21 protein-coding genes are annotated in these 14,791 nt (G+C 57.9%); 11 read left to right on the top strand and 10 right to left on the bottom strand.

Features of this window, described 5'->3' with window-relative positions; genetic code table 11:
* The 5 genes from PMI11_RS14435 to PMI11_RS14415 form a co-directional block, all read left to right on the top strand.
* Positions 1-461: SOS response-associated peptidase family protein (locus PMI11_RS14435; protein ID WP_007818199.1), on the top strand; the 461-nt coding region annotated here is incomplete at its 5' end.
* Between the two features lie 18 nt (positions 462-479).
* Entirely contained in the window at positions 480-704 is a 225-nt protein-coding gene (locus PMI11_RS38080; protein ID WP_007818197.1) for a hypothetical protein, read from the top strand.
* A gap of 47 nt (positions 705-751) precedes the next feature.
* Positions 752-967 (top strand): hypothetical protein, encoded by a 216-nt coding sequence (locus tag PMI11_RS14425; RefSeq protein ID WP_007818195.1) that lies wholly within the window; start codon positions 752-754, stop codon positions 965-967.
* A 27-nt stretch (positions 968-994) separates the two neighbouring features.
* A complete protein-coding gene (locus PMI11_RS14420) occupies positions 995-1,285 on the top strand; it encodes a hypothetical protein (RefSeq protein WP_007818192.1) in 291 nt (96 codons plus the stop codon).
* Positions 1,286-1,344: 59 nt separating this feature from the next.
* Positions 1,345-1,944 carry a hypothetical protein gene (locus PMI11_RS14415; RefSeq protein ID WP_007818191.1) on the top strand — a complete coding sequence of 200 codons (600 nt, stop codon included), beginning with the start codon at positions 1,345-1,347 and terminating at the stop codon, positions 1,942-1,944.
* A gap of 60 nt (positions 1,945-2,004) precedes the next feature.
* On the opposite strand, the gene PMI11_RS38075 is transcribed toward PMI11_RS14415, so the two are convergent.
* Positions 2,005-2,472, bottom strand: coding sequence for a hypothetical protein (locus tag PMI11_RS38075; RefSeq protein ID WP_007818189.1), 468 nt, complete (start codon positions 2,470-2,472; stop codon positions 2,005-2,007).
* A 28-nt stretch (positions 2,473-2,500) separates the two neighbouring features.
* A complete protein-coding gene (locus tag PMI11_RS14405) occupies positions 2,501-2,908 on the bottom strand; it encodes a DUF1515 domain-containing protein (protein ID WP_007818186.1) in 408 nt (135 codons plus the stop codon).
* A 267-nt stretch (positions 2,909-3,175) separates the two neighbouring features.
* Between PMI11_RS14405 and PMI11_RS14400 the strand changes: the two genes are divergently transcribed.
* The 3 genes from PMI11_RS14400 to PMI11_RS14395 all read left to right on the top strand — a co-directional run bounded on the left by PMI11_RS14400 (position 3,176) and on the right by PMI11_RS14395 (position 4,377).
* Positions 3,176-3,784 (top strand): hypothetical protein, encoded by a 609-nt coding sequence (locus tag PMI11_RS14400; protein ID WP_007818184.1) that lies wholly within the window; start codon positions 3,176-3,178, stop codon positions 3,782-3,784.
* 79 nt (positions 3,785-3,863) lie between these two features.
* Positions 3,864-4,010 carry a hypothetical protein gene (locus tag PMI11_RS37305; RefSeq protein WP_007818182.1) on the top strand — a complete coding sequence of 49 codons (147 nt, stop codon included), beginning with the start codon at positions 3,864-3,866 and terminating at the stop codon, positions 4,008-4,010.
* 103 nt (positions 4,011-4,113) lie between these two features.
* Positions 4,114-4,377, top strand: a complete 264-nt coding sequence (locus PMI11_RS14395) for a DUF982 domain-containing protein (RefSeq protein ID WP_007818180.1) — start codon at positions 4,114-4,116, stop codon at positions 4,375-4,377.
* 45 nt (positions 4,378-4,422) lie between these two features.
* On the opposite strand, the gene PMI11_RS14390 is transcribed toward PMI11_RS14395, so the two are convergent.
* Positions 4,423-4,812 (bottom strand): DUF3592 domain-containing protein, encoded by a 390-nt coding sequence (locus PMI11_RS14390; protein WP_007818178.1) that lies wholly within the window; start codon positions 4,810-4,812, stop codon positions 4,423-4,425.
* Between the two features lie 140 nt (positions 4,813-4,952).
* The gene (locus PMI11_RS14385) at positions 4,953-5,561 is read right to left on the bottom strand and encodes a hypothetical protein (protein ID WP_051034579.1); all 609 of its coding nucleotides are present in this window, start codon (positions 5,559-5,561) and stop codon (positions 4,953-4,955) included.
* 649 nt (positions 5,562-6,210) lie between these two features.
* On the opposite strand from PMI11_RS14385, the gene PMI11_RS14380 reads away from it, so the two are divergent.
* The 3 genes from PMI11_RS14380 to PMI11_RS14370 all read left to right on the top strand — a co-directional run bounded on the left by PMI11_RS14380 (position 6,211) and on the right by PMI11_RS14370 (position 8,928).
* Complete coding sequence (locus tag PMI11_RS14380; protein ID WP_007818172.1) at positions 6,211-7,032, top strand: alpha/beta fold hydrolase; 822 nt, start codon at positions 6,211-6,213, stop codon at positions 7,030-7,032.
* Positions 7,029-8,246, top strand: coding sequence for a sensor histidine kinase (locus tag PMI11_RS36000; protein ID WP_007818171.1), 1,218 nt, complete (start codon positions 7,029-7,031; stop codon positions 8,244-8,246). Before PMI11_RS14380 ends, PMI11_RS36000 begins: the two co-directional genes overlap by 4 nt.
* Positions 8,247-8,310: 64 nt before the next feature.
* Positions 8,311-8,928, top strand: coding sequence for a response regulator transcription factor (locus PMI11_RS14370; RefSeq protein ID WP_007818169.1), 618 nt, complete (start codon positions 8,311-8,313; stop codon positions 8,926-8,928).
* A gap of 7 nt (positions 8,929-8,935) precedes the next feature.
* On the opposite strand, the gene PMI11_RS14365 is transcribed toward PMI11_RS14370, so the two are convergent.
* The 6 genes from PMI11_RS14365 to PMI11_RS14340 form a co-directional block, all read right to left on the bottom strand.
* Positions 8,936-9,310 carry a response regulator gene (locus tag PMI11_RS14365; RefSeq protein ID WP_037071350.1) on the bottom strand — a complete coding sequence of 125 codons (375 nt, stop codon included), beginning with the start codon at positions 9,308-9,310 and terminating at the stop codon, positions 8,936-8,938.
* Between the two features lie 186 nt (positions 9,311-9,496).
* A complete protein-coding gene (locus tag PMI11_RS14360) occupies positions 9,497-10,075 on the bottom strand; it encodes a helix-turn-helix domain-containing protein (RefSeq protein WP_007818165.1) in 579 nt (192 codons plus the stop codon).
* Between the two features lie 354 nt (positions 10,076-10,429).
* Positions 10,430-11,497 carry an MBL fold metallo-hydrolase gene (locus PMI11_RS14355; protein WP_007818161.1) on the bottom strand — a complete coding sequence of 356 codons (1,068 nt, stop codon included), beginning with the start codon at positions 11,495-11,497 and terminating at the stop codon, positions 10,430-10,432.
* A 171-nt stretch (positions 11,498-11,668) separates the two neighbouring features.
* Positions 11,669-11,908, bottom strand: coding sequence for a DUF2188 domain-containing protein (locus PMI11_RS14350; protein ID WP_037071363.1), 240 nt, complete (start codon positions 11,906-11,908; stop codon positions 11,669-11,671).
* A 482-nt stretch (positions 11,909-12,390) separates the two neighbouring features.
* Complete coding sequence (locus PMI11_RS14345) at positions 12,391-13,503, bottom strand: FAD binding domain-containing protein (protein ID WP_007818157.1); 1,113 nt, start codon at positions 13,501-13,503, stop codon at positions 12,391-12,393.
* A gap of 9 nt (positions 13,504-13,512) precedes the next feature.
* The gene (locus PMI11_RS14340; protein ID WP_007818154.1) at positions 13,513-14,724 is read right to left on the bottom strand and encodes an MFS transporter; all 1,212 of its coding nucleotides are present in this window, start codon (positions 14,722-14,724) and stop codon (positions 13,513-13,515) included.
* Between the last annotated feature and the right edge of the window lie 67 nt (positions 14,725-14,791).

The raw sequence follows: 14,791 nt of genomic DNA, 5'->3' as shown, positions 1-14,791 counted from the left end.
CTGCGATCGCTGCACCAACGCCGTTCGGCGTCGAAAACCGATGTGTCGTGCCGGTAACGAGCTTCGCCGAGCCGGACCCTGCAAGCAAGCCGGAAGGCGGTGCCACACCGAACGCATGGTTCGCGCGTGACGAGAGCAAGCCGCTGATGTTTTTCGCGGGCGTGCATGTTCCACAGTGGCAGAGCGTACGGAAGGTCAAGGACGGTCTCACGACCGACGACCTCTATGCGTTTCTGACGACGGAGCCGAATGCGGTGGTTAAGCCCATTCATCAGAAGGCAATGCCGGTCCTGCTGCTGACGCAGGAGGAGGTCGACGTCTGGATGCGCGCGCCGTGGGAAGAGGCCAAGGCTCTCGCGCGGCCGCTGCCAGACGATGCGATCATGGTGACATCGCGAGAGGCCTATGGATCGAGCATCATCAGCAAAGCCGGCGAACCCGATCAGCCAAGCCTGTTATAACGCCGGAGGGGACGCGGCGTGAGTATCGAAGGGCATTCAACGGCGCCGGGCGCCAACGTCATCGTCGAGCACTATTGCTGTGTCCCTGAATGCGGGAAGTGGGGAGGATTTGGCTTCTCTGCCGGTAAGGTGCAGGAGACGCGCTGGTGGTGCTGGGAGCACTACCTTGACGCCCCTCTTGCCGGATACGACGGACTCACACTTTTGGACGGGCTTGCAGATCCGCACTTGGCCGGCGAATAGTAGTGGAATGTGTCACGTCCTGCCTGAAGCACGAATTGGAGCCCACCATGACCCCTGCTCGTTTCACCGAATGCCTTCTGCACATCCGCTGGACGCCAATAAACCTTGCCAGCGCGTTGCAATGCGATCTGTCGTGGGTGGAAGCGATGGAAGCCGGGAATGCTGAAGTGCCGACGGGCCTGGCTGCATGGCTGGAGGTGCTTGCGCAATGCCATGAAGCGGCGGGAATCCCGCAGACGTACCGCGGGCGGGGACATGAATGAGGAAAGAGAAACGGTGAGCGGCGACATATGAAAACCCCTGACACCGCAGATCGGCTCGAAGACGCTGCCAATCGCATCACGGATATTTCGCGAGCAGATCTTCAGATAATGCTGCGCCGCGCCGCATTGCTATTGCGCAACTCCGGATCGATCGCCTTCGACGATGACATGGAAGAGGCTCTTCGGGATCTGTCTAACGAGTTCGGCAAGACGCGCAATGATACCGTTCGGCTCATCGTGCGTGAGTGGATGGAGCAGAACACGTATCTGCCGGTGCATGATCTGGACGAAGACGGTGAAGTGGATGGGACCGCTTGACTAAGATGGAGTAATTTCGCCGAGCACCATGGTCGCGGATTCGGTGGGGAAGATCAGGAATGTCGATCGTGTTAAGAAGTTTGTCGCTACTGGTTGGAATGACATTGGCAGCGCCAGCCTTTAGCAATTGCTTAACCGCCAATGAGACCAAACAGGGCGTGCTGCTGACCAGAAAAGTGCCTTTCTATTCCGTATTCTACAAGCCGAACGGTCCAGGCCTCACCGAACAACGACTGATGGAGAGCAACCACTCGCTGCAGCCGGTGTCGGCTGTATATCTGCATCCCTTGCTCGTCGAAAAGAGAGTTGGTGCCACCAAGCAAGAATTGAAATACGCGAATGCGATTGCGTTGGACGATCTACCACAGAAGAAGAATTGGCAGTCTGACACTACGCTTTTCCTCAATGGCCAAGAGTCCGTTTCAGGTACTACTTTTATTAGGTTCGACGGCTGGGGAGAGGAAACCATTGCAGGTTGTTCGTACAAAGTTTGGGCCATTAATAGCCGCCTTGAATTGACCGGATTGCCTCCGATAATTTTCGAACAATATTATTCCGCTGAGCTTCGTCTCGTTCTTCGTTCGGTAAGACTAGACCCTTCCAACCAGCCGATGAGCGAGGTTCGATTTGATCGATTTGAAATTGGCTGGGGCAACTGATTGACCTTGATCTGATTGTCGGCACAAAAGCTTGATAGCTGCATTTGGGCCCACTTGATCTCAACCGCCAGCATTATTTTCGGAGCTCGGTTCGGCCCTTTTTGGAGTGCCGGCGGTCTTGAACTGCACCCAAGCGAATACAACAAGGGAAGCGAGAAAAGGAACGCCGAGAAGAACCGCGAGATAAGTCATCAGTGGAGCATCATGGATTCCGAAGAACAGTTCCTGAGCGGCGCATTTGTCTGCCATGTACCCCGTGAAATGGTCGCACTTGCCAGCATCAGGGAATAAAAACAAAACCCCGTCAAACACGACGAGGCCGCCAAGGGCGGCGGCAATGCTACGGAACAACACTCTTGCCTCAAGGCGCTTGAGAGACAGCTCCGGCTTCGTCTTTTGAACAGACAAAAGTAGCTTGCCGAACAGAAAGCACACGACTGTTCCCGCAAGCTGGGCAATTATGATTGTACAGATCTGGTCGATCGCGGGGTTTAGGACCTGGGCAGTGAATGCTGCCAGGAACGCCACCAGTTCGTGCCGCGGCTGCGGAGCGCGACTAGTTAATCTTCAGCCAATGCCGAACGGCAGCCACAGCGCCATCCCCCACGTAGGCTATGATGCCCCCGATCGTCAGACCGGCGAAGGCTATCAGACCTGATATCCCTACCCCGAGCGTCTTCATGCGTTTCCACTCCTCAAGGGCCGGCTGAACAGACGCATGGTTCCTGTCCACGGTTTCCTTGAGGGCTTTGATCTCCTCTCGTATCTGGGCGTCGACACCGCCACTAATTGCGACTGTGGTGTCGAGGTGACCGATCTGCTTGGCCTGGCTATCGAGCCTGGCATGGATGACCGCCCTGCTTTCGTGGGCGTTATGCTTCTCCTCCTGGAAGTCTTCCCGAATTCGCTTTACCCCCTCCTCAACGCGGCCGAGAGCGCGAAGGATATCGTCATTCGAAGTCATTAAGCCCCTGCCCTTTCAATCCCATTTCAACCAGTGCTCCCGCCCCGGCATGCGGATAACGAAAAGGCCGCCCAAAAGAGCGGCCCGGATTGACGATAAACGATGATGCGCGTATTCGACCCGCCGCCACGCTCCGCCCCGACGCGGTGACAACGGGGAGGCCCGGTCAGCAGAGGGATCGGGCCTTTTGCAAGTGCGCTCCAGTGTTTCGTAACCTGTGGTGACTAAACTCCCTGTGACCCCGTATTCCGGTGCTGGAGATTCCCGTTGAAGCCTTTGATTGCCGCAAATTTGCTTCTTATCGCGTTGCATGCCGGCCCTGTGCGCGGAGAGCAGCTTTCAGCATTTGCTCAAGTCATAGAAGACCGTCGATCGCATGGTGTCGACGAACCATTGGCTGGTGAGGATTCTTCATGCAGCGTGGTTAATCGCGCGATCCAGCGCGGATACAACAGCAGCCGATATTCAGTGCGGGATTTTGAGGCGCTGCCAAACGGAGAAGCCAATTTAGCGTTTGAGGCTCGTTATGCAGGTCGCTACGCGTACATTCTGACTCCGGGTTTGGGGTGGTCGATATTGCGGCGGGAAGGTCGCAACACCGTTACCGATGTCGGTCCCGTGTTTAGGAACTGCCACAACCAGACGAATGCTAACTACAATGGAATGCCTGCAATTCGTATCGATGCGCAATGGCGGCGCGGCTATCGAACCGCGGAAACGAGGGTCATCATCTCGCTTGTGGATGGCATGCCACTGCGGATCGACAGCCATTTTACGAGTAACACGCCGTTTGCGACTGAACACGCGTTTGAAATTTGGGAAACAGACCGCGCAAAGATCCAAAAACCTGATGCGAAACCAGATCTTCCGTGGTGATTTGATGACCGCCCTCACATGTGAGGGTTAGCCCTTCTGCCGGCGTCGTGCTGTTCTCCTCGCAGACAGGAGGACATCCATGAACTGGTTTCATATTGTTGTGCAGATCGACAGCACGCATTGGCTCGTGATTTTCATCCATGAGAACGGCGTCGTTTCGACGGTGATGGATAGCGCCGAGTTCATCGACGTAATCCTGGATCAGGCCAAGAGCGTGACGGTGTGACCGTTGGCACATGTCACGCGGTTTTCGCGCGACAGTCTGCACCCTCACGTTTAGCTTTTCGCGCGAAACGGGTTAGCTAGGCGTCTTTTGGAGTTACTGCGTTATGAAAATCGACATGTCGACCGAATTTGATCAAGTCATCCTCATCTTCGAGGATCCAGGCCGCCGACTGATAGTTCGAACCGCTCTTGAGGCTGCCAACGCTTTGATCAAGGAGTGGCCATCAGATGATGGCGAGGAATTTCTGACCGCGGTGAAAGCGTGTCTCGACGTTATGATCGGGAAAGCCAGCAGCGACGAGCTGAGAAGTGCGATCCTTCGAGCAGCCAACGAAGCCGGTGTCGGCGCGGTCGCCTCGATTCATTGAAAAATCCCCGCCCATCTTTCTCACCAAACAATTGCGAGCTCGAAACTAATGACGCGTGGTGCGAGATGAAGTCGACAAAAATCGCGTGACAAAAGACCTCGCCCAAGCATCCAGGAAGTTAGTGTCGCGCTTGTCTAAGACGACCTGACCGGCGTCATTCGGATTGACGAATACTGCAACAAGAGACCCAGGTTCAAAGCCATCCCGGCGCATCTGATGCGTGTTGATCTCGGTCTTGCGGTAGGGAACACCGTCGAGAACAAACTCCATATCAACGAACAAGCTATCAACATCGACGATAGTGGCTGGGTAGCAAGCTGTGATCTTCGCAGTTGCGGGCCTCCATATGTTCGAAAAGTAGATCTCACGAACCCGCAGGCCGAAGAGGATCAACGGGAATGCGGCGATAGAAACTATCCAGAGTGCTTCGTACATCAATGCGCGTGCGTGTCCCCCGAACTGCGTGAGGGAGAAGGTAATACGCCGGTGCTTTCGTGCCAAGCCTGAACAGCAAATGATGATGGCGCGGCGGGAGTCGAAAGCCAGCGAGACCTTTGACTAGAAGCGATGTCCGTTCAGTCCGCCAGGCTCAAGTCATGCGCGTACAGCCCGAGACGCGTTCCCCAACCTCGTACGACGATGCGGCTTCCCGGTGACAGGCTAGTTCTAATGCTCTCGGGGACGTGGCAAACTCCATCGGCAAAAAAAGGCATGTCTGCCAATATGACTGGCGAATGGCAGTACTTTACACCGATATCGGTTGCTCGCAGTACGGTAAACGGGAGCGCAACTTCATGGCCTGCGATCAGCGGGAGCAGTAACGGCCAAATGAAGAGAATATTGCCTCCCAGAAAGTAACCAAAAAACGGGCTGCATGAGACTACGAAAATACGTTTCACTTCGCTCGCTTTAGCTTTTTTGCCACCTTTCCAAACGACCCAGACAAGAAGAGGGGCGGACACGAGGCCCAAGATCATGCGCAGGTGATGCGTCGCCGCGGCCCACTCGGTGGACGGTATGAAATTTAACCCGATCACCAAGACAAACGACGAAACAAGGCCAAGCAAAAGCCAGACAGCTACTAAGATCCAAAAGAGCCTTGCGAGCAGCGATTTTTTTGGCTCCCTTGAATCGTCCATAAATGCCTCGCAGAATCGATCGGCCGATTGTTTCGAGGAATTCATAGCCCGTCGCCGCTTTACGAAGCAAATGGTGATGGGGCGGTGGGGGCTAGCTTCGGGTTTCAGCTTAACGTAATCGTCGCCTCGACGTGACGCAGGGGGTTAGCCGTCTTCGTACTTTCGTACCCCTAGACTATTCTCTCCATGGCTTTTCCTTTCAAAACCAAAATTGGCTCAACAATGAAAACCTAGCGGCTTGGCCGCCAAAAATCGCTCATCTGGTCTAAGGGCGAACGGAATGAGAACTTATGCGACCCGCCGCAGCCCGGCTGGCAGGCGGAGCGATCGAAATCCGTTCAGCATCTGATGTTCGGCATCCCAGGTGTAGATGCCGGTAAGGTTGATATGCTCCCAACTGAGCGGCGAGATCCGCGACCGGTCATTCGAAAGCCAGGCGTTCCGCGCCTCAGGTCTCAACCTCGTCGTCAGTGCGATCGTCCATTGTGTGTGATGGCGCCAACTTCCTTGCGTTCCCTTCGTTCCGTCAAATGATGCAGCAGTAATTCGAAAAAACACGAGCGCTTTTGAACGAAAGGCTCCTTCTTTGCCTCATAACTGCGTCTTGTAAATTCCACCTATGGCGCGACCGAAATCGCTGTGATAGCTTTCGGAAAATTCAAAAAACCACAGTCCTTTCAACGGAGTTAGACGGATGCCGATCTTGACTGTCCGCGATGATACGCGTCTTTACTACAAGGATTGGGGTGCCGGGCCGGTGGTTTTTTTCAGTCACGGTTGGCCGCTCAGCAGCGATATGTGGGAAAATCAGATGATGTTTCTCGCATCGAACGGCTATCGCGTCATCGCCCATGATCGACGCGGCTTCGGCAGGTCGGATCAGCCTTGGCACGGCTATGACCACGACACGTTCGCCGACGATCTCGATGAGCTCATTCGGGCGCTCGATCTGACAGAGGTCACGCTGGTTGGCTACGCGATGGGCGGCGGCGAAATCGCGCGCTATATCGGCCGACATGGCACGGGCCGGGTTGCCCGCATCGTCCTCATTGGCGCAACGACCCCAAAACTCGCACAAAGCGACGACTATCCATGCGGCGTTCCGGAGTCTGTCTTTGAAGGCGTCCGTGCCGGCCTGAGGGCAGATCGGGCTGAGTTCATGCGTGGTTTTGCCCGGCTGTTTTTCGGAGCGGATCGTGATGGCTCGACGGTCTCCGAAGGAAGCATGATCCAGTTGCACCAGATCGCCATGCAAGGCTCGCTGAAGGCGGCACATGATGCGATCACCGCCTGCGCTGCCACCGATTACCGGCAGGATATCGAGCGGTTCGATGTTCCCGTGCTGATCATCCATGGCGAAGACGACGCATTTGTCCCGTTCAAGGCCACCGCCGAACAGGCTATTCAGCTTATGCCGGAGGCCGAACTCAAGGTCTATAAGGGTGCTCCGCACGGTCTGTTGTTCACCCACAAAGACAAGCTGAACCAGGACTTGCTTGGCTTTTTGCGGCAATGAGCATCGACGCGTCACTCGATTTGGCTCGCGACAGCAGCCTCTTCCACTCAATGCCGATCGGCATCCTTCGCCTCTCGGCGAAAGATGCCTGGAAGGTCATCGTGGATCTTCGGGCGACCGAGAAACGCAGCGGCGCATTCGAACTCAACCAAGACGTCAGTTGCGCGCTTGGCAACGCTTGTCTCATTGCGGAAGCCAATCCTAGCGCCTGCGTTCTGCTCCAGGTCAAAGATCCGGCGGCGATCGCGAAGGCGCCGATTGCATCGATTCTTTCGGAGGATACGCTGAAACGCTTCACGGAAGGCCTCCACCAGCTTTTTCGAGGTCAGAACGCGATTGTCTACGATGGCAGCCTGACGATCGTGGGCGGAGGCGAGCATCAGGTCGCTTTCAATCTCTGGCAAACCCAGCGCGAGGTCGCGCAAGACGACATCTATCTCAGCTTCTCGAGCCTTCGCGAAAGGATATCGCTCGAGCAGGCAAAGGACGGCCTGCAAAGCGACCTGGCGCGCTCGGCTCGTGTCTCGCTCCTGGGAGAGATGACCGCCTCGATCGCCCATGAGGTCAACCAGCCGCTCGGGACCATCGTCGCAAGCGCCGAAGCGGGCTTGCGGTGGCTGTCCCGCGACGAGCCCGATATTGCCGAGGTCAAACTTCTCCTTGAACGCATCACCAAGAACGGCAAGCGTGCAGCCAACGTCATCGCAACGATGCGGGCGTTGGCGAGCAACAAGAAGTCGGAGCGACTGCCAACAGATATCAATTCGGTCATCGAGGAAACGATCCTTCTCCTGCGCACCGATTTCGCCAAACGTCAGGTCACCCTGCGCCTCGATCTCTCGCCCACGCTTCCGCCTGTGAAGGCCGACAAGACGCAGATCCTGCAGGTGATTGTCAATCTCGCACTGAACGCCGCCCAGGCGATGGCGGATGGACAAGCATGGAACAGAACCTTGTGCATCCGTACTCGGCGGGACGGCGCAGATGTCATGGTGGACGTCGAAGACAGCGGACCGGGGATCGATCTTCATGTTCGCGAGCGCCTGTTCGAGAGCTTCTTCTCGACCAAGGAAACGGGCATCGGCATGGGTCTTGCCATCTGCCGTTCGATCATAGAAGCGCATGGGAGCCGGATCGAGCTCCAATCGACACCTCATCTCGGGGCGCGTTTCAGCTTCGCCCTGCCGGCGGAGCATGCACAGACCAATGGATAGGTGACGAAAAACACACAGGGCGATATGTCGGAAGAACCGGCCTGCGTCTCAACCCGGTTTGGATATGAATACGACACCAACTGTGCACGTCATTGATGATGACCACGACCTTCGTCTTTCGCTCGACAGCCTACTTCGGTCCGTCGGCCTGAAAACCGTGCTGCATGAGACGGTTCCGAATTTCTCGGTCTTCACGGAATCGGATGGCCCCTCCTGCGCACTCGTGGACGTGCGTCTTCCCGGCTTCAGCGGTCTCGACTTCCAGGACCAACTCGCAAGGAGCGAGAAGTCCGTTCCGTTGATCTTCATGACGGGTTTCGGCGATATCCCGATGACCGTCCGCGCGATGAAGGCCGGCGCCATCGACTTCCTTCCGAAACCTTTTCGAGACCAGGACATGCTGGACGCCGTTTCGCGAGCACTGGAAATCGACCGGCAGCGACGATTAAAGGAATCCGAAGCCTCCTCACTGAGAGCCCGCTACGAGGAACTCAGCTCCCGCGAAAAGGAAGTCATGGCGCTGGTCGCGACGGGACTGATGAACAAGCAGATCGCCGGGCGGCTATCCCTGAGCGAAGTCACGGTCAAGATCCACCGCGGCGCGGCAATGCGCAAGATGGATGCTCGCACGCTGGCCGATCTCGTCAAGATGGCCGAGACCCTCAGGCTGAACGAGGCCTGACCACGCCTCATTCGGCGAGAACGCCGATTTCCTTCAGGCTCGAGGCGAGCTCTTCGAATCCGAATGGTTTCGTGACGAAGCCGCGGGCGCCGCAACTATAGGCCTTTTCCTCCAGTTCCGGGGCGCCCCGCCCCGTCATGAGAATGATCGGGACGTCCTCAGCCTTGCGCCGGAGGATGTCAATCAGTTCGACGCCGTCCACCTTCGGCATGTTGATGTCGCTGATGACGCAGGCAAAGTCCAAAAAGTTCGCCCGGTCGATCAGCAGTTCGGCGGAACTGAAGCTTTCCACCTTGCAACCGAGCGAACGAACGAGGCTCCCGAGAGCTGCCAAGAACTCGACGTCATCATCGACAATTCCTATAAGTTTGGTTGGCGGCATCTCAGCTTCTTCCATGTGCACCGACCTAGGATGCCTTTCGACTAAGCATAGCGGGACAATTTTATCCTTCAATCAGGACACCGTCTGTTATGAATTTCGTTCACGGATGAGGCAATCAACACGTTCAAATAGAGATTCAGTCGTTTATCCATTCGCATTGGTCAATGATTTGCGTCAAAACTGCCATCAGGCTGCAACCGCCCGGCTTTCCGGGCCTGCCATATAGCGGCGCCAGGCACTCGGCGTGGTGCCCGTCACGCGCCGGAAGATCCTCGACAGATGGGCCTGGTCGGCGAGCCCGCAATCGAGCGCGATTTCGCAGAGGGGGGCATCGCTGTTCAGCATGCGATATTTTGCAAATTCCACCCGGCGTTCGACGACATAGTTGTGGGGGGAAATGCCGAAGGTCACCTTGAAGGCTGCAGAGAAGTAACTGGTGCTGAGCTTGGCCACCTGTGCAAGCTCATCAAGGGCGATCGAATGCGAAATGCGCTCCTCGATATAGGCCTTAACGCGATTGATCTGCCAGGGTGCGAGACCGCCGGCGGAGTTGCGCTGGCGTTCCGCGGGCTCGACCGAGATCACAAACGGTTTCAGCAGGCTCGAAGCCTGCTTGATGAGGTCGATGGTAATCGTCTCATCCTTTTCGACGCAGCGGATCGCGCACAGAAGGAGAGAGGAGACCTCCTCCGCTGTTTCCGTCGCGACATTCTTGAAAGTGATGGGAGAGGCGTTGTGGGCGAAAACGGCGGCGGTTGCGGACATCGTCTATCTCCAATGTGACCCTGTAAACTTTCGATGAGGTCATCTTGGAGCGGATGCGCTGATCACGAAATTGTACACTGATCCGGTTCCGGCACACATGCGTCCTACCGGATCATACCAAGGTATTATCGTCCTCAACCGCATGAAGTGAGGCTTGCATGACGCATTGCGTAACCGTTTGATTGTGCAATGAATTTTTGCGACATCATCTGGAAACCCGATGTCAGCCGGACGCATCCCCAACCGAACCGGACCCGCCGGACGCAAAAGCGGGGTGCCGTGATCCAACGACACCCCGCCTTGTTTCATCACCATCCCGCCGACGCTCTTCGGTCGACGCACAGAAGAATGCCTTCAGTTTGCCGGCGCCGGATCAGCGTTGTAATTGGCAGGGATCCAGAAGAAATGTCCGTCCTTCGCCTTCACATGGCCGAGGCCTGGGAAGGAGATATGGGCCGCGCCGATCCAGTAGCCCTTCTGTGCTGCGTCGGCGAAGATGGCAAGCCGCTCACTCTCGGCCATTTCGGCATCGCTGTCATAGGCAACCGTCACAGCGGGGTCAGGGAACTGCACGGCGCCGACATGAACGACATCACCCCACAAAAGCAATTTGGCGCCGTTGCTTTCGACCTCGAAGAAGCTATGGCCGGGTGTGTGTCCGCGGCTGGCGATCGGCCGGATGCCGGGAGAAAGTTCGTCGCCGTAGGAGAACGGCTTGAAACGACCGGCGTCGACATAGGGTTTCAGTGATGCCTTGTCGCCCTCGAACATCGATTTCAGGAGCTCCGGGGCTGCTGCTTCATTGACGTCCTTCAGCCAGTAGTCAGCATCGACCTGGCTCACCCTGACGACGGCATTCGGAAAGGCCATCTTGCCGTTCGGTGCCACGCCGCCGACGTGATCGGCATGCAGATGGGTTAGATAGATCTCATCGACCTGATCGGGCGCGTAACCAGCGGCCCGAAGGTTGTCGATGAGGTGGCCACAGCAATCGCCGTAGAGGCTGCCTGCACCACTGTCGACCAGGATGAGCTTCGATCCGGTGTTGATCAGGAATGCGTTGATCGATCCCGCGACCGGAACGGCGAGATTGCTTTCGGCAAGCAGCGCGTCAGCCTCTCCCGGCGAGGACTGGTCAAGCGGGATGCTCTGGCCATTGGTTGTCGATGTTTTTGTGAGGACCTTGTGGACCGGGAACGCATGGGTGCCGTCGGACAGGGCTGTGATTTCAAAACTGCCGAGCGCCATCCGATAGAAGCCTGGCGCTTGCGTGCCGACCTTGGGAGCGGCGGCCAACGCATATCCGCCCAGCGCAGTGAAAGCGAGGATCGAGCAGAGAATGAACAGGCTGAGGTTCAAAGCGAGGCCGGCGGCCCTCCGCGGTCGGCCCCAGCAGCCGGTGAGCAAAACTCTATGGTTCATAACTTTCTCCTGATGTGAGGTGACATGCTAATTCATCGCGCCGTGCGACATCGCACAGCGCTGCAGTTGCTTCAGGGACCGGCAGGTGTCGCCGTCAGGTTAATGGACTGCCGCCTGCGGCGGTTCACCCAGGCGCATGCGGAGGGTGGGAATAGGCGCCGCTCTCAGGTGCTACTCGTCGGCAACATCGACGTCTGGACGATCGCCTGCTTCGACATGCTCCCGGTGCCAGGAGCCGTCCTCCGACTGGAAGAGGATCTCGGCGTCGCGGCCCTCAACTTGTTGGCGGCGGGCCGCCCGATGGGCTGCCGCGCGTGCCGCCGCGTGGTCCGGATAGGATTCTGACCAGACTTCGCCCAGCCTATAAGCCCAACCGCCGTCGTGCCGGCTAATGTGATATGTCAGATGCATCGGTGCGCCTTCTTCTTTCACCGTCATTCCCTTTCCCCCGGCGCCTCGATCTGCTCGGGAACGGGGCAGTCGCGACGACATCCTGCCGAATGATCCGCAAGCAGCCGGCTTTCTGAAGCTGTTGTAGAGAAAGCCGATCTATCCGTATTGTCCGTTTCTCCGTTCCGTGGACGTTTCGCCTGCCGATCTCCATCTTTGGAGCGGCGACATGCGAAGGTGTTACCGCGACCAAACCACTGTATGATTTGCAGCTATTGGATGAGTTGCTACCGTCAATCGTCACCTCGACCAAGGTGGGCAGCGTCCCCTCCCCGCTACCAGTTTCCGCTTCGGTTTCCCCTCGCCGAAGCCTGCGGATAAGCTCCGCCAGACCGCCCAGCCGCCCCTGGGCGGTCGTTTCGTTCGAATGGTTGCTCCATGTCTATGAAGATATCGACATGCGGCCATCGTTGATGCAGCCGGCCGGATTGAACGCCTCCGACTCAGAGGGCGGACGCGCCGAGCCGCTTGCCATAGTCCGCGATGTATTTTCCGACAGGCAGCCGCTCCTGCTCATAGCGATCGAGCGCTTCCGACAGGCCATCGGAAACGAGCAGTGCATTCCGCAGTGCGAGAGCGTCGCCGGCCGCCTTCGAGACGCCCATGGCGGTATGGGGTCGAACGACGAAGGCGGCGTCACCGATGAGGACCGTATGGGCGGAGATCATTCTCGCTGCTTCGAAATCGAAGATTCCCTGGATGGAAGGCTGAGGTTCCGATTCGATCGCCCTCACGAACGGCGGCGGCAGCGTTGAAGCTGCGTCGGCCTGCAGCATTCGAATACGCTCGTCTGACAGCGCGCCGCGCGGCAGCGAATAGTCGAACGTCCGCCCATCGGAGCCGGTGAATAGGTTTTGAAGGTCGCCAGCCGCGACCGGACGATACCAGACCCAGTTGTAGCGACGCTCGCCATATCCTGTCTCGCCATGGGGGCCAGGCACGAGATAGCCGAGAACATGGATTCCGCTTGCGACATAGAAAGCGAAGCGATCGAGCAGGATTGTTGCTTCCTGTGGCAGTGCAGGCTCTGGAATGAGACCCCGCCAGGCCACGTACCCGGCGAAGCGATTGGACGCATCCCCGTTGAGGAGAGGACGAACGACCGAGCCGAGGCCGTCGGCACCTATGACGAGATCGGCGTCTTCACGTCGATCATTGGCGAAGATGATCTGAGCGGCGTCGAGGGTCTCGATCACGCCGGTCACCGGCTGTCCGATCAAATAACTCTCGGCGGCCATATGCGATGCGACGGTCGAATAGAGGAAGTCCCAGGAAATCTGGGTCTGCGGCGTCCGGAACGTCTCGCCAACACTTCCATCCCGGTTGAAGTAGATCCGTTCGTGAGCGACCACGCCGACTCGAGCGACATGCTCGCAACCGATGGCGCGCAGGATCCTGAAGAGATCGTGCTGTCCGACAAGGCCTGCTCCCCGTCCGGCCAAGCCGGACGAAGAGCGTTCGTAGATTTTAACGTCGTGGCCGTCGCGCTGGAGCAGGATGCCGGCAAACAGGCCTGCAAGCGATCCGCCGACGATCCGAATGCGCAGCCGCTTCATGGCGATCCCCTATCGAACCCGGGCAGCCGCAGTCGAGCGGGTGCGCTGCTCGGCGGCGCGAATAGCCAAGGCGACGACCGCAAGCAGGGCGCCAAGACCGCTTACGCCGATCCAGCCACCATAGCCCCAAGCTGCCGTCGCCAGCGCCGCGCCGATCGCGCCGCCAAGGAACATCGAGGTCATGAAGATCGTGTTCAGTCGGCTGCGAGCCTCGGCGTCCAGCGCGTAGACAATATGCTGGTTCGATACGAGCGCGCTCTGGATGCCGAAATCAAGAATAACGACACCGATGATCAGAGCGATGAGCGAGGCCCACAGACCGAAGATCACCCAGGCGACCAGCGTCAGTAGAGCGCCCATCCAGACGACGAAATGCGGTCCACGGCGGTCGGCGATCTTGCCGGCAAGCGGTGCGGCGAAAATGCCGGCTGCGCCGACGATGCCGAAGAGGCCGGCGACATCGGCGCCGAGGTTGAAGCGCGGCGTCTGCAGGTAGAGCGCCAGGATCGTCCAGAAAGCCGTGAACGAACCGAAGAGCGAGGCCTGCATCAGTGCCGCCGTCCGAAGCGCACGTTCCCGCTTCCACAGATGGGCAAGCGACTTGATGGCATTATGGTAGGCCATGCGCGAGGTCGGACGATGGTGAGGCAGCGCGAAGTACATCAGGGCTGCCGCGGCAAGCGCCAGGGGTACACCGATCCAGAACATTTCCCGCCATCCCGCATGTTCGCCGACAAAGCCGGATAGCGTCCTGCTGAACAGGATCCCGGACAGCACGCCGGCCATGACCGTGCCGATCGTCGAGCCACGCTTCTCAGGCGAGGCGAGCGAAGCGGCAAAGGGAACGATTTGCTGGGCGACCGTAGAGCTGGCGCCGACGACGAGTGAGGCCAGCACGAGCGACCAGGCGGTAGGCGCGATGGCGGCCAGTGCAAGCGCGACCGAGAGAACGATGAACTGGCCGATGATCAGCTTGCGCCGATGCACGAGGTCTCCGAGGGGAAGCAGAAAAAAGAGGCCGAGTGCATAGCCGAGCTGCGTGGCCGTCGGGATAAAGCCCGTGATCGGCTGGTGCTGGAATTCGTTCTCGATGATCCCGAGCATCGGCTGGTTGTAGTAGATATTCGCCACGGCGATACCACTAGCCGCCGCCATCGCAAATAAAGCCGGCCTCGAAAGCTCTTTCGAGCTCGCCGGTCGATGTTGACTTAACGTGTCCATGATCCTTGCCTTTCTGGCTGAAAGATATGCTGTTATCTAGCTTTTTATCGCAAAGCGTTTTAGCCAT

The organism is Rhizobium sp. CF142 (assembly GCF_000281145.1).
Lineage (GTDB): Bacteria > Pseudomonadota > Alphaproteobacteria > Rhizobiales > Rhizobiaceae > Rhizobium.
The sequence above is the reverse complement of the archived record's forward strand: the minus strand, read 5'-3'. Positions and strand labels throughout refer to the sequence as shown.

Coding starts and splice junctions, on each gene's coding strand:
- PMI11_RS14360 (WP_007818165.1), bottom strand. CDS start 10,075: ATGTCCGCAACCGCCGCCGTTTTCGCCCACAACGCCTCTCCCATCACT.
- PMI11_RS37305 (WP_007818182.1), top strand. CDS start 3,864: ATGAACTGGTTTCATATTGTTGTGCAGATCGACAGCACGCATTGGCTC.
- PMI11_RS14390 (WP_007818178.1), bottom strand. CDS start 4,812: ATGTACGAAGCACTCTGGATAGTTTCTATCGCCGCATTCCCGTTGATC.
- PMI11_RS14405 (WP_007818186.1), bottom strand. CDS start 2,908: ATGACTTCGAATGACGATATCCTTCGCGCTCTCGGCCGCGTTGAGGAG.
- PMI11_RS14370 (WP_007818169.1), top strand. CDS start 8,311: ATGAATACGACACCAACTGTGCACGTCATTGATGATGACCACGACCTT.
- PMI11_RS14385 (WP_051034579.1), bottom strand. CDS start 5,561: ATGAATTCCTCGAAACAATCGGCCGATCGATTCTGCGAGGCATTTATG.
- PMI11_RS14340 (WP_007818154.1), bottom strand. CDS start 14,724: ATGGACACGTTAAGTCAACATCGACCGGCGAGCTCGAAAGAGCTTTCG.
- PMI11_RS14365 (WP_037071350.1), bottom strand. CDS start 9,310: ATGCCGCCAACCAAACTTATAGGAATTGTCGATGATGACGTCGAGTTC.
- PMI11_RS36000 (WP_007818171.1), top strand. CDS start 7,029: ATGAGCATCGACGCGTCACTCGATTTGGCTCGCGACAGCAGCCTCTTC.
- PMI11_RS14395 (WP_007818180.1), top strand. CDS start 4,114: ATGAAAATCGACATGTCGACCGAATTTGATCAAGTCATCCTCATCTTC.
- PMI11_RS14420 (WP_007818192.1), top strand. CDS start 995: ATGAAAACCCCTGACACCGCAGATCGGCTCGAAGACGCTGCCAATCGC.
- PMI11_RS14345 (WP_007818157.1), bottom strand. CDS start 13,503: ATGAAGCGGCTGCGCATTCGGATCGTCGGCGGATCGCTTGCAGGCCTG.
- PMI11_RS14350 (WP_037071363.1), bottom strand. CDS start 11,908: ATGCATCTGACATATCACATTAGCCGGCACGACGGCGGTTGGGCTTAT.
- PMI11_RS14415 (WP_007818191.1), top strand. CDS start 1,345: ATGTCGATCGTGTTAAGAAGTTTGTCGCTACTGGTTGGAATGACATTG.
- PMI11_RS14425 (WP_007818195.1), top strand. CDS start 752: ATGACCCCTGCTCGTTTCACCGAATGCCTTCTGCACATCCGCTGGACG.
- PMI11_RS14380 (WP_007818172.1), top strand. CDS start 6,211: ATGCCGATCTTGACTGTCCGCGATGATACGCGTCTTTACTACAAGGAT.
- PMI11_RS14355 (WP_007818161.1), bottom strand. CDS start 11,497: ATGAACCATAGAGTTTTGCTCACCGGCTGCTGGGGCCGACCGCGGAGG.